The organism is Halobacillus sp. ACCC02827, assembly GCF_030291935.1.
Classification (GTDB): Bacteria; Bacillota; Bacilli; order Bacillales; family Halobacillaceae; genus Halobacillus.
In genome coordinates, this window is record NZ_CP128168.1 from 1,676,277 (window position 1) to 1,689,741 (window position 13,465).

At 46.3% G+C, this 13,465-nt stretch carries 14 protein-coding genes; all 14 read left to right on the top strand.

Translation table 11 applies throughout. The features are described from left to right. Positions 1-146: 146 nt before the first annotated feature. The 14 genes from topA (at position 147) to QRD89_RS09025 (ending at position 13,460) form a co-directional block, all read left to right on the top strand. Entirely contained in the window at positions 147-2,222 is a 2,076-nt protein-coding gene (gene topA, locus QRD89_RS08960) for a type I DNA topoisomerase (protein WP_008637892.1), read from the top strand. Positions 2,223-2,509: 287 nt separating this feature from the next. Further along, entirely contained in the window at positions 2,510-3,409 is a 900-nt protein-coding gene (gene xerC / locus QRD89_RS08965; RefSeq protein WP_286096751.1) for a tyrosine recombinase XerC, read from the top strand. A gap of 5 nt (positions 3,410-3,414) precedes the next feature. Further along, positions 3,415-3,960 (top strand): ATP-dependent protease subunit HslV, encoded by a 546-nt coding sequence (hslV, locus tag QRD89_RS08970; RefSeq protein ID WP_008637896.1) that lies wholly within the window; start codon positions 3,415-3,417, stop codon positions 3,958-3,960. Between the two features lie 12 nt (positions 3,961-3,972). Next, positions 3,973-5,370, top strand: coding sequence for an ATP-dependent protease ATPase subunit HslU (hslU, locus tag QRD89_RS08975; RefSeq protein WP_008637897.1), 1,398 nt, complete (start codon positions 3,973-3,975; stop codon positions 5,368-5,370). Between the two features lie 28 nt (positions 5,371-5,398). Beyond that, complete coding sequence (codY, locus tag QRD89_RS08980; protein WP_026577471.1) at positions 5,399-6,178, top strand: GTP-sensing pleiotropic transcriptional regulator CodY; 780 nt, start codon at positions 5,399-5,401, stop codon at positions 6,176-6,178. Between the two features lie 337 nt (positions 6,179-6,515). Then, on the top strand, positions 6,516-6,908 hold the full coding sequence (gene flgB / locus QRD89_RS08985; RefSeq protein WP_026577470.1) for a flagellar basal body rod protein FlgB: 393 nt from the start codon (positions 6,516-6,518) through the stop codon (positions 6,906-6,908). 1 nt (position 6,909) lies between these two features. Next, positions 6,910-7,362, top strand: a complete 453-nt coding sequence (gene flgC, locus QRD89_RS08990) for a flagellar basal body rod protein FlgC (protein WP_026577469.1) — start codon at positions 6,910-6,912, stop codon at positions 7,360-7,362. 12 nt (positions 7,363-7,374) lie between these two features. Then, complete coding sequence (gene fliE / locus QRD89_RS08995) at positions 7,375-7,689, top strand: flagellar hook-basal body complex protein FliE (protein ID WP_008639526.1); 315 nt, start codon at positions 7,375-7,377, stop codon at positions 7,687-7,689. 64 nt (positions 7,690-7,753) lie between these two features. After that, positions 7,754-9,358 carry a flagellar basal-body MS-ring/collar protein FliF gene (gene fliF, locus QRD89_RS09000; RefSeq protein ID WP_286096752.1) on the top strand — a complete coding sequence of 535 codons (1,605 nt, stop codon included), beginning with the start codon at positions 7,754-7,756 and terminating at the stop codon, positions 9,356-9,358. 13 nt (positions 9,359-9,371) lie between these two features. Further along, complete coding sequence (gene fliG, locus QRD89_RS09005) at positions 9,372-10,385, top strand: flagellar motor switch protein FliG (RefSeq protein WP_008639530.1); 1,014 nt, start codon at positions 9,372-9,374, stop codon at positions 10,383-10,385. Further along, the gene (gene fliH / locus QRD89_RS09010) at positions 10,378-11,112 is read left to right on the top strand and encodes a flagellar assembly protein FliH (RefSeq protein ID WP_286096753.1); all 735 of its coding nucleotides are present in this window, start codon (positions 10,378-10,380) and stop codon (positions 11,110-11,112) included. Before fliG ends, fliH begins: the two co-directional genes overlap by 8 nt. After that, entirely contained in the window at positions 11,105-12,412 is a 1,308-nt protein-coding gene (fliI, locus tag QRD89_RS09015) for a flagellar protein export ATPase FliI (RefSeq protein WP_286096872.1), read from the top strand. The genes fliH and fliI overlap by 8 nt, the downstream gene beginning before the upstream one ends. 15 nt (positions 12,413-12,427) lie before the next feature. Next, entirely contained in the window at positions 12,428-12,877 is a 450-nt protein-coding gene (gene fliJ / locus QRD89_RS09020) for a flagellar export protein FliJ (protein WP_008639536.1), read from the top strand. A gap of 4 nt (positions 12,878-12,881) precedes the next feature. Continuing rightward, positions 12,882-13,460, top strand: a complete 579-nt coding sequence (locus QRD89_RS09025; RefSeq protein ID WP_286096754.1) for a MotE family protein — start codon at positions 12,882-12,884, stop codon at positions 13,458-13,460. The last annotated feature ends 5 nt before the right edge of the window (positions 13,461-13,465 follow it).

The window sequence follows — 13,465 nt, forward strand, 5'->3', positions numbered from 1 at the left end:
AGGAGATGCGGCTTAGCTCGGGGCGTTGTTTTTCAAGAAACATGTTTGACAAACGGTTTCATTGTATTTAATAATAGGGAAGATTTATTTATGAAAAATTATCAAAGAATGGAACAGAGAAATTTACCTCTATGGGAGGAACCTACATGGCAGATTATCTTGTAATCGTTGAATCACCAGCGAAAGCAAAAACAATTGAACGCTATCTCGGAAAAAAATACAAAGTGAAGGCTTCACTTGGTCACATCCGCGACTTACCGAAAAGTCAAATGGGTGTGGATGTTGAAAATGAATTCGAACCAAAATATATAACCATCCGTGGTAAAGGACCCGTCCTGAAAGAACTGAAAACCGCTGCAAAGAAAGCGAAGAAAGTATATCTCGCAGCCGACCCCGACCGTGAAGGGGAAGCAATTGCCTGGCACCTTGCCCACAGCCTCGATATTGATGATACCTCCGACTGCAGGGTCGTCTTCAACGAAATTACGAAGGAAGCGATCAAAGATTCTTTCAAACATCCGCGTTCGATCGATTCGGATCTCGTTGACGCCCAGCAGGCACGCCGGATTCTTGATCGCCTTGTTGGATACAACATCAGCCCGATCCTTTGGAAGAAAGTTAAGAAAGGTTTGAGCGCCGGGCGTGTGCAGTCCGTAGCCGTAAAAATAATTATCGATCGGGAAAATGAGATTAAGAGCTTCGAGCCTGAAGAGTATTGGACGATCGACGCTGATTTCTTGAAGGATAAGGAAGCTTTCCAAGGATCATTCTATGGTGTTGATGGGAAGAAGCAGGAATTGAAGACAGAAAACGACGTTAAAGAAATACAGAGCCGTATGAAGGGAAAAGATTTTTCCGTTGAAAAAGTCAACAAACGAGAGCGCAGACGGAATCCGTCCCTTCCGTTCACGACTTCTTCTTTACAACAGGAAGCGGCGCGGAAATTGAACTTCCGAGCCAAGAAAACGATGATGATCGCCCAGCAGTTATATGAAGGGATTGATCTTGGCGGAAAACAAGGCACGACGGGTTTAATTACCTACATGCGTACAGACTCCACAAGGCTGTCTAATTCCGCTAAAGAAGATGCGAAACAGTATGTGGAAGGCCACTTTGGCAAAGAGTACCTGGGTGCAGATAAGAAAGCGAAGAAGCAGGAAGGAGCACAAGACGCACACGAAGCCATTAGACCGACGGGTGCCGACCGTGATCCTAAAGCTATGAAGAGCATTCTTTCCCGCGACCAGTACCGCCTTTATAAACTGATTTGGGATCGTTTCATCGCCAGTCAGATGGCTCCTGCCGTACTCGATACCATGACTGTCCACCTTTATAATGAAGGAGTGGAGTTCCGTGCCACAGGATCAGAAGTGAAATTCAAAGGTTTCATGAAGGTATATGTGGAAGGAAACGATGATAATAAAAAAGAGAAAGATAAACTGCTTCCTCATCTGGAAGAAGGAATGACGGTGAAAGCGGAAGAAATCAAGCCGAATCAGCATTTCACCCAGCCGCCTCCGCGATACACAGAGGCCCGCTTGGTAAAAACGCTGGAAGAACTTGGTATAGGTCGTCCGTCCACCTATGCTCCTACACTCGACACCATTCAGCGTCGTGGGTACGTAGCCCTTGATAATAAGCGTTTTGTACCGACGGAATTAGGGGAAATCGTCTTAGAACAATTGAAGGAGTACTTCCCTGAAATCATTGACGTCGACTTTACGAAAGAAATGGAAGATGACCTCGATGCCATTGAAGACGGCAAGGAGGAGTGGGTGAATATCATCCAGCACTTCTACAAAGGTTTCGAGCCCCGCTTGGAAAAAGCGGAGAAAGAAATGGAAGAAGTGGAAATCAAAGACGAACCGGCTGGGATTGATTGTGAGAATTGCGGTCATGAAATGGTCTACAAGATGGGCCGTTACGGGAAATTCCTCGCCTGCTCCAACTTCCCGGAATGCCGGAATACGAAGCCGATCCTTAAAAAGGTTGGCGTCACTTGTCCGAAGTGTGAAGAAGGCGAAGTAGTGGAAAGAAAAAGTAAGAAAAACCGGAAATTCTTCGGTTGTGAACGGTACCCGGAATGTGATTTCATTTCATGGGATAAACCGATCAGCCGCCCTTGTCCGAAATGTGAATCGCTTCTTGTGGAGAAGAAAGTCAAGAAGGGCACTCAAATCCAATGTACAAGCTGTGATTATAAAGAAGAGCCGCAGGCATAATCCGGTTATATAAATAAGAGCCTATGACTATCCTTATAGTTGTAGGCTCTTTTCCCTTTTTGATTGACACCGGAAGTAGGTGGCGCTATAATTACGGTTTGGTAAGGCTACATACTTGACAGCTGGTTAAATAAGGTTGGACCCATGACTAATGACTTAAACATGCTCAAGTCGATTGCTTATAGTTGGAAACAATTCAGAATTTTGTTACATTTTTATTAAATCCATTGTTATTCGGAACATGCATGTGATAAAATTTAAGCGCCTTTGCGAGGTGACAAAAAACGATGCAGAATTATAAAGAAGAATTCATGGAATATCTTCAGATTGAGAAAAATGCTTCACCATTGACCGTGAAACATTACGGAAGAGACATCGATGAATTTGCTGATTTTCTGCAATCTGAAGGCTTCACTATACACGACTGTGATTACCCTGTGATCCGGGTCTTTTTATCGAGGCAGCATGAGCACGGGTACTCCAGAAGATCGGTTTCACGAAAAATATCTAGTCTGAGAAGTTTCTTCCGCTTTTTAGAGAGAGAAGAGGTTCTCGCGAATAATCCCTTCATCAACGTTTCGCTTCCAAAAGAGGATGCACCAATCCCTGAATTCTTCTATTCAGAAGAACTGGAGCATCTATTTACGGTAAGTGACCTTGATACCCCTCTTGGACAGAGGGACCAGGCGCTTATCGAGCTACTGTATGGAACAGGTATTCGGGTCAGCGAATGCGTGAGAGTGGAAATGGGAGACATCGCTTTTTCTCTGCGTACCGTCCTGGTACACGGGAAGGGGCGAAAGGAAAGGTATGTCCCGTTCGGCCAATATGCGGGAGAAGCACTTGAAACCTATATCAACAGCGGCAGAAAAGTTTTGTCTGACAAAAGGACCGAAGCAACGAATCGAGTGTTTCTAAACGCTAAAGGTGGACCTCTCCGGGCCGACGGTGTTCGTCTGATTTTGAAGAGAATGGTGCAGAAGGCAGCGCTTACTGTGGATATTCATCCGCATAAACTGCGTCACTCCTTTGCCACTCATCTTCTGAACGAAGGAGCCGATCTCCGTGCAGTTCAGGAACTGCTTGGACATGAGCACCTGTCTTCTACACAAATTTACACCCATGTTACGAAAGACCGGTTACGGAATGTTTATATGAATGCCCATCCAAGAGCAAATAAGAGGTGAAGGTTATGGATCAACAATTTCATGCTACAACGATATTCGCAGTACAGCATCAGGGGAAAAGTGCGATGAGCGGTGACGGTCAGGTTACCCTAGGAAATCAAGTCGTCATGAAACATACCGCACGTAAGGTGCGGCGATTATTCAATGATCAGGTGCTCGCTGGTTTTGCCGGTTCTGTTGCAGATGCATTCACTCTTTTCGAGAAGTTCGAAGGGAAGTTGGAGAGTTACGACGGCAACCTTGCAAGAGCATCGGTAGAGCTTGCAAAAGAGTGGCGGAGCGATAACGTTCTCCGTAAGCTGGAAGCGATGTTGATCGTAATGGATAAAGAAAACATGTTTCTAGTGTCTGGTACAGGGGAAGTAATAGAACCGGATGATGGTATTTTAGCCATCGGTTCCGGAGGTAATTTCGCCCTCAGTGCAGGAAGAGCGCTTAAGCGCTATTCCCCAGAGCAGTCCGCGGAACAGATAGCCAGAGCTGCACTTGAAATTGCAGGTGAAATTTGTGTATTCACCAATGATCAAATCATTTTGGAAGTTCTCGATTAAGGGGGCATACGTATGTCATTAAATTTAACGCCTAGAGAAATCGTCGAAAGGCTCGACCAATATATTATCGGCCAGGGCAGTGCCAAGCGTTCTGTCGCGATCGCTCTTCGGAATAGATACCGTCGCATGCAGCTGACGGATGACCTGAAGGATGAAATTGTTCCGAAGAACATCCTAATGATGGGACCGACGGGGGTAGGGAAGACAGAGATTGCCCGCCGTCTTGCCAAACTGGTCGGTGCGCCATTTGTAAAAGTGGAAGCGACGAAATTTACGGAAGTAGGTTACGTCGGACGCGATGTAGAGTCCATGGTTCGTGATCTTGTAGAGATGGCTGTCCGTATGGTTAAACAGGAGAAGATGGAAGCGGTCAAAGACCGTGCAGAGGAGCAGGCGAACAAAAGACTCGTCAAGCTGCTGGTCCCTTCCAAAAAGAAGCAGGGCAACAACTTTAAGAACCCGTTTGAGATGATCTTTAATCAAGGCGGTCAAGAGGATAAGGATTCCGCTGAGGATAAAGACGAAACGGAAATTGAAACGAAGCGTAGCCGCATCAGACATCAGTTGGATCTCGGCGAGCTTGAGGATCGCATGGTCACAATTGACGTGGAAGAATCTCAAGCATCCATGTTCGATATGCTGCAAGGTTCCGGGATGGAACAGATGGGAATGAACATGCAGGATGCTTTCAGCCAGTTCATGCCGAAGAAGAAGAAGAAACGGAAGCTCTCTGTTGCAGAAGCCCGAAAGGTATTGACACAAGAGGAAGCAGGCAAGCTTGTGGATATGGATGAAGTCGGACAGGAGGCCGTTTCCAAGGTGGAACAGTCCGGGATGATCTTTATCGACGAGATTGATAAGGTGGCAGCGAAAGGAGACAATCAGGCGAACGTCTCCAGAGAAGGGGTTCAACGTGATATTCTGCCGATCGTTGAAGGTTCAACGGTCGTCACGAAATACGGCCCCGTATCGACCGATCATATTCTGTTCATTGCTGCCGGTGCCTTTCATATGGCTAAACCGTCCGATCTCATCCCTGAGCTCCAGGGAAGGTTCCCGATCCGGGTCGAATTGAATAAACTGAGCGTCGCGGATTTCAAGAACATTTTGACAGAACCCTCCAATGCGCTTTTGAAACAATATAAAGCATTACTTGAAGTTGAAGGTATAAAGGTTGAATTTTCTGACGATGCTATTACTAGACTTGCAGAAATCGCTCACGAAGTGAACCAGGAAACCGACAATATAGGAGCTCGGCGTCTCCATACAATCTTGGAGAAGCTGCTTGAGGATCTATCCTTTGAAGCTCCTGACGTTACGATGGAAACGATCGAGATTACACCACAGTATGTAGACAGCAAACTATCATCTATTGTAAAAAACAAAGACTTATCACGATTCATTCTATAAGGATGAGATCAACAAGGAGGAAACGCACATGAAACTTCTAGAACGTGCACGCAGAATCAATGCTATGTTACAAACAACAACAGGAAAATCGGTGGATTTCAATGAAATGTCCGCAACGATGAGAGACGTTATCGAAGCGAATACATTCGTTGTAAGCCGCCGTGGGAAGCTGCTCGGCTTCGCCATCAACCAGGAAATTGAAAACGAGCGCATGAACGCAATGTTCTCTGAACGACAGTTTCCACAGGAGTATACCCAAAATTTATTCAACATTAAGGAAACGACGCCGGACATCGATATTGACAGCGAGTATACGGCTTTCCCTGTAGAGAACAAGGAATTGTTCAAAGAAGGATTGACGACAATCGTACCAATCATCGGAGGTGGTCAGCGCTTAGGAACGTTGATCCTGAGCCGTCTGAACGGAAGTTTTAATGATGATGACCTGCTGCTTGCTGAGTATGGTGCAACCGTTGTCGGAATGGAGATCCTGCACGAGAAGACAGAAGAGATTGAACAGGAAGCCCGCAGCAAAGCTGTCGTTCAAATGGCAATTTCTTCTCTTTCCTACAGTGAATTGGAGGCCATCGAGCATATCTTCGATGAACTGGAAGGTAATGAAGGACTACTTGTTGCCAGTAAAATTGCAGACCGTGTCGGAATCACGCGTTCCGTCATTGTAAACGCGCTTCGTAAGCTTGAAAGTGCGGGTGTCATCGAATCACGCTCATTGGGAATGAAAGGTACGTATATCAAAGTGCTTAATAATAATTTCCTACTGGAGCTTCAAAAGCTTCGTACGAATTAAAATAATAAAAAAAGCCGCTTTCAGCTGAAAGCGGCTTTTTTTATGCAATAATTACATAATTATCCTTAAATGACTTACATAAGTAGTATTTTGAATATTTGACAAAAAATTAATACAATTCGACAATTAACTATGTCATAATGTTCATTATAATAGAAGACCTGTACATATGTAACTATTTTCCATATTAAGGGGATTAAAAACCTAGTTCTTTCGATGTGTTTGGCGAGCTTCTGTAAAAATCATTCGGGAAAGATAGACAGAGGTATACAAATTTTTTTAAAATTGTTTCTGTAATCAAAGAAAATGTCGAATAAAGGAAACAAAGGAGATGCCGATGACCATATTCAGTAGTACTTTTTCCACATTGGAACAGGCTTTAAACTTCACAACAGCTAAAAACAGAACAATATCCAACAATATAGCTAATGTTGACACCCCTGGATATAAGGCTAAAGGAGTAGCTTTTCAGGACGTGTTGAATGGAGAGCTGGCTTCTATTCAGACAAAACGGACAGATGAGCGTCACATTGATTTCCGGGCTCGTACGTCCAATTCTTTTCATACCTTTACTAAAACCGGGACGACGTACAGCCATAACGGCAACAACGTAGATGTGGATAAAGAAATGAATGACCTTGCTCAAAATCAAATTCAGTATGAGGCACTGGTCGATCGGATGAGCGGGAAATTCAAAAGCTTGGAGTCGGTGATAAAAGGAGGTAGATAGGGTGAGTATATTTCGGGCAATGAATACAAGCGCGAGTGCCTTGACGGCTCAGAGGTTGAGGATGGATATTGTATCTTCCAACATAGCGAATGCCGATGCTACACGAGCGGTTCAGAATGAAAACGGTGAATGGGAGCCATATCGTAGAAAGATGCCGGTATTCCAAAGTGAAGGTTCTGGCTTCCGTAGTCATTTGTCGCAGGCCCGGACCGGTTCTGGAGAGGACGGCGGCGTAAAAGTGTCAAGGATCGTAGAAGATCCAGAACCCTTTAAAACGGTGTACAACCCTAACCATCCAGACGCTGACGAAGCGGGATATGTAGAAATGCCGAACGTGGATCCCTTGCAGGAAATGGTTGACTTGATGAGTTCTACAAGATCATACGAAGCCAACGTAACAGCTGTCAATGCATCAAAGAATATGCTCATGAAAGCTTTGGAAATCGGAAAATAAGGAGGGACTGGAATGGTCGAAATGACTTCCATGATGAATACCCCGGTGCAAATGTCCTCAGCTAATGGATCCCAGTGGAAAAAAGCCGTATCTGCAGGGGAAGCCCAGGGGGCCTTTGCAAATCAGCTGAAGCAGGCGATTGAACAGGTCAATGAAGCACAAATTGCTTCGGATAATAAGACGAAGGCGCTTGCTCGTGGGGAGATTGATGATCTGCACGACGTCATGATTACATCGCAAAAAGCGAGTGTAACGATGCAGATGGCAGTGGAAATGCAGAGCAAAACAATTGAGGCATACAAAGAAATCATGCGTATGCAGGTTTAATTATTACCGAACGATTATCAGCACTAAACCATTCGCGTAGGTTGTGCTTTTTTTGGGGGCAGCTATGAAAGAAAAAATAAACGCATACAGAAAGAAAGTCGTGTCGTTTTGGAAAGAGCGGAAAAAATCACAAAAGGGCTGGATCATTGGTTCCGTTGCAGCTGTCATTCTGGCCGCAGTCTTGCTTGCTGTCTTACAAGGCGGTTCCAAGATGACACCACTTTACAGTGATTTGACGCTTCAGGAAATTGGCCAGATCAAATCAGAATTGGATACAAGGGGCATTCCTTATGAATTGGATAAGGGCGGAACGACGATACTCGTTCCGGATACAGAAGCGGAGTCGCTGCTCGTTGATCTTGCTGCGTCCGGTCTTCCGAACAGCGGAAGGATCGATTACGGATTCTTCAGTGCCAACACATCATGGGGGATGACGGACAATGAGTTTGATGTCATCAAACTGGATGCGATGCAGACCGAGCTTGCCAATCTCATGAAAGGGATCAGTGGAATCCAGGATGCCCAAGTAATGATTAACATGCCGGAGGAGCAGGTGTTTGCATCGGAGCAGGGTCAGGAAGCCTCAGCATCCGTCGTCCTGAACGTACAGCCGGGAGCAAGTATCGAACAGCCTCAAGTAGAGACGCTGTACAATCTGGTATCAAAGTCTGTTCCTAATTTATCTAAAGATAATATCGTCATCATGGATCAGAATTTTAATTATTTTGACATTAATGATGCTTCCTTAGCGGGGAGCTCCGACGCTTATACATATCAACAAAATGTCAAAGAAGATATTGAACGGGACATAAAACAGCGCCTGCAGCGGATGCTTGGTACCATGATCGGTCAACAAAAGGTCATGGCAACCGTAACTGCAGATATCGATTTTACAAAAGAAAACCGTGTCGAAGAGCTTGTTGAACCGGTTGATCCTGAAACGATGGAAGGACTGCCGGTAAGTGTGGAGCGCATTGAAGAAACCTATGAAGGCGGCGTTCCGGAAGGCGGCGTTCCAGGAGCAGGAGATGAAGATGTAGCCAACTACCCTGCAGGTGAAGAGGGCGGAGACGGCGATTATGAAATGAATCGCGAAACGATCAACAACGAGTTCAACCGGATCAAGAGAAATATTGAAGAAAGTCCGTATAAAGTAAGAAATCTTGGTATTCAGGTTGCTGTGGATAACACAAAAGGGACAAATGCAGAGGGCGAAGTTGAATATTTGACCGCCGCTGAGCAGCAGACCGTAGAAGAGGGCATTCAATCCATTGTCGACTCCATGATAACGACTTCCATCGATGCTGGTTATGAAGATCAAATTGAGGCAGACGAGAATGTGTCGATCGTCTTCCAGGAGTTCAATGGCAAACCGGACGCCCCTGAAGCACAGCCGGGAATTCCTCTGTGGGTGTATATTACTGGCGGCGTCCTCGCGCTACTCATCATCCTGCTCTTGATCTTGTTGTTCCGACGCAGGAACGTAGAGGAAGAGGAAGAATACGTCTATTTTGAAGAACCACTGATCGAGCAGCGATCGAAAGAAGTGCAGGAGATACAGGAGAAAGAAGACGAGTCCACACAGAAACGGAAGCAGCTGGAGAAACTGGCGAATGAGAAGCCGGAAGATTTTGCGAAACTATTGCGGTCATGGATTGCAGAAGATTAAGGGGGTCTGAAGGATGGCCTTAAGAAAGACAAGATTAACAGGAAAACAAAAAGCTGCCGCCCTGCTTATAGCCCTTGGGCCGGATGTGGCAGCAAAAGTGTACAAACATTTGAACGAAGAAGAAATTGAACAATTGACGCTGGAAATTTCATCGGTACAAAAAGTCGATGCAAAAGAAAAAGAAGAGATTTTGGATCAATTTCATCAAATTGCCCTCGCCCAGGACTATATCTCCCAAGGCGGAATCGGTTATGCGAAAACGATACTGGAGAAAGCGCTTGGACCTGCGGAGGCCGCCAATATCATTGGACGGTTGACTTCTTCGCTGCAGGTGAGGCCGTTTGATTTTGCGCGCCGGGCCGATGCGGGACAGATTTTGAATTTTATACAAAATGAGCATCCTCAGACGATCGCACTGGTGCTCTCCTACCTTGATTCAGAGCAGTCAGGTCAGATACTCTCCGAGCTGCCACAGGAGCTGCAGGGGGATATAGCGAGACGAATCGCCACGATGGATTCCACTTCCCCGGAAGTCATCAGCCAAGTCGAGCAGATTTTGGAGAAGAAGCTGTCGACTACGGTTATGCAGGATTACACCGATACGGGCGGTATACAGGCGGTTGTGGAAGTGTTGAACGGAGTCGATCGCAGTACAGAGCGGACGATCCTTGACTCTTTGGAAATACAGGATCCAGAACTGGCGGAAGAGATTAAGAAGAGAATGTTCGTATTCGAAGATATTGTTGCCCTTGATAATCGTGCGATACAGCGGGTCATCCGTGAAGTCGATAATGACGACTTACGTTTGTCCTTGAAAGTCTCCAGTGAAGAAGTAAAGGAAATGGTATTCAAGAACATGTCCCAGCGAATGGCCGAAACCTTCAAAGAGGAGATGGAAATCATGGGTCCAGTCAGGCTTCGTGACGTGGAAGAGGCACAGACAAGGGTCGTGTCTGCAATCCGGCGCCTTGAAGATATTGGTGAAATCGTAATCGCCCGAGGCGGAGGAGATGACATCATTGTGTAAATCCAATCAACACGGACGCGTCATTGAACTCCGGCAAGTTGCAATCGGCCCGCGCGGGGAGGAGTCCCGTCACCATGCAGAGCTTCAAGAAGCGAAGCAGGAGCAGAAAGAAATACTCCGTTCAGCAGAAGCGGAGCGGGAGCGCATTCTTCAGAAAGCAGAAAAAGAAATAGAACAGTGGCGAAAGACATGGGAAGAAGAAAAGCGTCTTATTACAGAAGAAGCGTTTAACGAAGGCCGCCTGGATGGCTTTGAAGCAGGAAGGATGGAAGGTTTTGAGTCATACAAAGAGAAGATCTCGGAAGCCAACCGGGTCATGGGGCAGGCTAAAGAGCAGCATGACAGAGTGGTGGAAGAAAGCGAACAAACCATTCTTCGATTAGCAGTCGCTTGTGCGGAGAAGGTCGTTAAAAAGCAGCTGGATCAATCCGATGACTACTTTCTATCTTTGGTAAGGCATGCCGTCAAAGAAGTCCAGGATCAGCCGGAAATTACAGTAAAGCTTCATCCGGATCAGTACGAACTTCTCCATCACCAGATGGAAGAACTCCAGAGATTGGTCGACGTTCACACAAAGCTCGTTCTTTATGCAGACATAGAACTTTCCCCCTACGCCTGCGTCATCGAATCTCCCTTTGGGATGATTCGTGCAGGAGTGGACAGTCAATTGTCCGAACTCAGGGAGAAACTGTTTGAAGCCGCGTTTGGAGTGGACAGCGATGAATGAGTCGATCTATCAGGAAGCAATCCGGCAGGCGGATACATATAAACGGTTCGGTAGGATAAAACGCGTCGTAGGCCTGATGGTTGAATCGAAGGGACCGGACGCATCCGTGGGGGACCTTTGCTATATCCATTCCCCATCTGGGAAAGTGGCACCAGTGGCAGCGGAGGTGGTAGGTTTTCATAACGAAAACATCCTGCTGATGCCGTTCCAGGAAGTTCGGGAGGTCAGTCCGGGAAGTCTTGTAGAAGCAACAAAGCAGCCGCTGAATGTCAAGGCAGGCATTGGTCTGATCGGGAACATTCTCGATGCAATGGGTAATCCGCTGGACGGGAGCGCGCTGCCCAAAGGTCTAAGACCGTATCCGACCGACCAGGCCCCCCCGAATCCTTTGGAGAGACCACCGATCAAAGAGCCTATTCAGGTCGGGGTGAGAGCCATTGATTCACTTCTGTCTGTCGGAAAAGGACAGAGAATCGGAATCTTCGCCGGAAGCGGAGTAGGAAAAAGTACGCTGATGGGAATGATTGCCCGGAACAGTTCGGCCGATTTGAATGTCATTGCATTAATTGGCGAACGCGGCCGGGAAGTACGGGAATTTATTGAGAATGATTTAGGAGAAGAAGGAAGGAAGCGCTCGATTTTAGTTGTCGCGACCTCCGACCAGCCGGCATTGATGCGGGTCAAAGGCGCCTATACAGCGACGGCGATCAGTGAATACTTCCGGGATCTTGGATATGACGTTAACTTGATGATGGACTCGGTTACAAGGTTTGCTATGGCACAAAGAGAGATCGGCTTAGCGACAGGAGAGCCGCCGACAACGAAAGGTTATACGCCGTCGGTTTTTGCGAAACTTCCGAAACTTCTGGAGCGGACTGGTTCCAGTGATAAAGGAACGATCACAGCCTTTTATACGGTACTCGTTGATGGCGATGATCTGAACGAACCGATATCAGATACCGTCCGCGGTATTCTGGACGGCCACTTCATTCTTGACCGCAAAATTGCGGAACAGGGGCAATATCCTGCTCTTCATATTTTGAAATCGATCAGCCGGGTCATGAAACAGATCGTATCGGAATCCCATATCGAGCGTGCCCAGCAGTTGAGGTCGCTTCTTTCCACTTACGAAGAGAATAGAGAATTGATCCAGATCGGTGCGTATAAAAAAGGTTCCAGTAAAGAGATCGATCAAGCGATCCATTATCATCCTGCCATTATGGAATTTTTGAGGCAGGGAATTCATGAACCGTCAACCTTCGAACACTCGGTGGAAGATTTGAATCGTTTGTTTTCATAAAAGAGAGGTGAATGCATGACTACCATTCATACGTTCGAGAAGATACGAGACTTGCAGGATCGGGATAAAAAAGAGAAACAGCGTACACATGAAAAGGCGGTTGATCAATTCGAAGAACATGCCTATAGACTGTATGAAGCATTAAAGAAAAAAGAGGATGCTATTCAAGCCTTTAATTCCACGATGGAGAAGAGAGCGATCCAGGCGCATGCGTTCCTCCAGCATCAGCAGTATATTGCACGTCTGGAAGAGATCATTCATTCGCTTCAGCCACTGGTTCAGCAGGCAAGGCGGAAAATGGATCGGACGCAAACGAAGCTCACAGAAGCCTACAGAGAAGTGAAGAAATATGAACGCTTAATTGAGAACAAAGAAGAGAAACAGAAACAGTACGCCAAGCAGGAAGAAAATAAAAATATGGATGAAGTGTCCATGGTCCAGTATTTAAACAGGAGGAACAGGTGATCGGATGGCAGAGAAACTACCAAAGCAGCAAAAAGGAGGCAGCCGTTTTCTAAAGATATTTTCGGCTGTTGTCTTTCCGCTCCTCTTCCTGGTTGTATTGACCGTGATCGTGATGACGCTCATGGGTTACAACGTTTTTGAACAGGTGGAAAAGTACGGAGCTAACATACCCGGCATAGCAGATACCACTTCCACGGATTCGGCGTCCTCAGAGGAAACGGATAAACTACAGGCGATGTTAGCTAATAAAGAAGCGGAAATCCAACAATTAAAAGAGCAGGCTTCGGCTGGGGATGCAGAAAAAAAAGACATGGAAAACCAGATTGTACAGTTGGAGAAAGAGCTTGAAGGGACGACCGAGGAAAAGGGGCAGGAAGATGTGGAAGAAGACAGTGCAAAAGACATTGCTGCATCCTTCCAGAAGATGGACCCGGAAGAAGCCGCTCCAATCATCTCCACCATGAATCAGGACTTGGCTGTTCAAGTACTTCGTTTGATAGCAGTGGAAGAGCGAGGAGACATTCTCGGCCAGATGGACCCAGAGATAGCCGCCTCTTACGCAAGTGCGCTTATCGATTCTTAAAGGAA

Bases quoted from the DNA above. Each gene is read 5' to 3' on its own strand.
- topA (WP_008637892.1), top strand. From the start codon at position 147: ATGGCAGATTATCTTGTAATCGTTGAATCACCAGCGAAAGCAAAAACA.
- xerC (WP_286096751.1), top strand. From the start codon at position 2,510: ATGCAGAATTATAAAGAAGAATTCATGGAATATCTTCAGATTGAGAAA.
- hslV (WP_008637896.1), top strand. From the start codon at position 3,415: ATGGATCAACAATTTCATGCTACAACGATATTCGCAGTACAGCATCAG.
- hslU (WP_008637897.1), top strand. From the start codon at position 3,973: ATGTCATTAAATTTAACGCCTAGAGAAATCGTCGAAAGGCTCGACCAA.
- codY (WP_026577471.1), top strand. From the start codon at position 5,399: ATGAAACTTCTAGAACGTGCACGCAGAATCAATGCTATGTTACAAACA.
- flgB (WP_026577470.1), top strand. From the start codon at position 6,516: ATGACCATATTCAGTAGTACTTTTTCCACATTGGAACAGGCTTTAAAC.
- fliE (WP_008639526.1), top strand. From the start codon at position 7,375: ATGGTCGAAATGACTTCCATGATGAATACCCCGGTGCAAATGTCCTCA.
- fliF (WP_286096752.1), top strand. From the start codon at position 7,754: ATGAAAGAAAAAATAAACGCATACAGAAAGAAAGTCGTGTCGTTTTGG.
- fliG (WP_008639530.1), top strand. From the start codon at position 9,372: ATGGCCTTAAGAAAGACAAGATTAACAGGAAAACAAAAAGCTGCCGCC.
- fliI (WP_286096872.1), top strand. From the start codon at position 11,105: ATGAATGAGTCGATCTATCAGGAAGCAATCCGGCAGGCGGATACATAT.
- fliJ (WP_008639536.1), top strand. From the start codon at position 12,428: ATGACTACCATTCATACGTTCGAGAAGATACGAGACTTGCAGGATCGG.
- QRD89_RS09025 (WP_286096754.1), top strand. From the start codon at position 12,882: ATGGCAGAGAAACTACCAAAGCAGCAAAAAGGAGGCAGCCGTTTTCTA.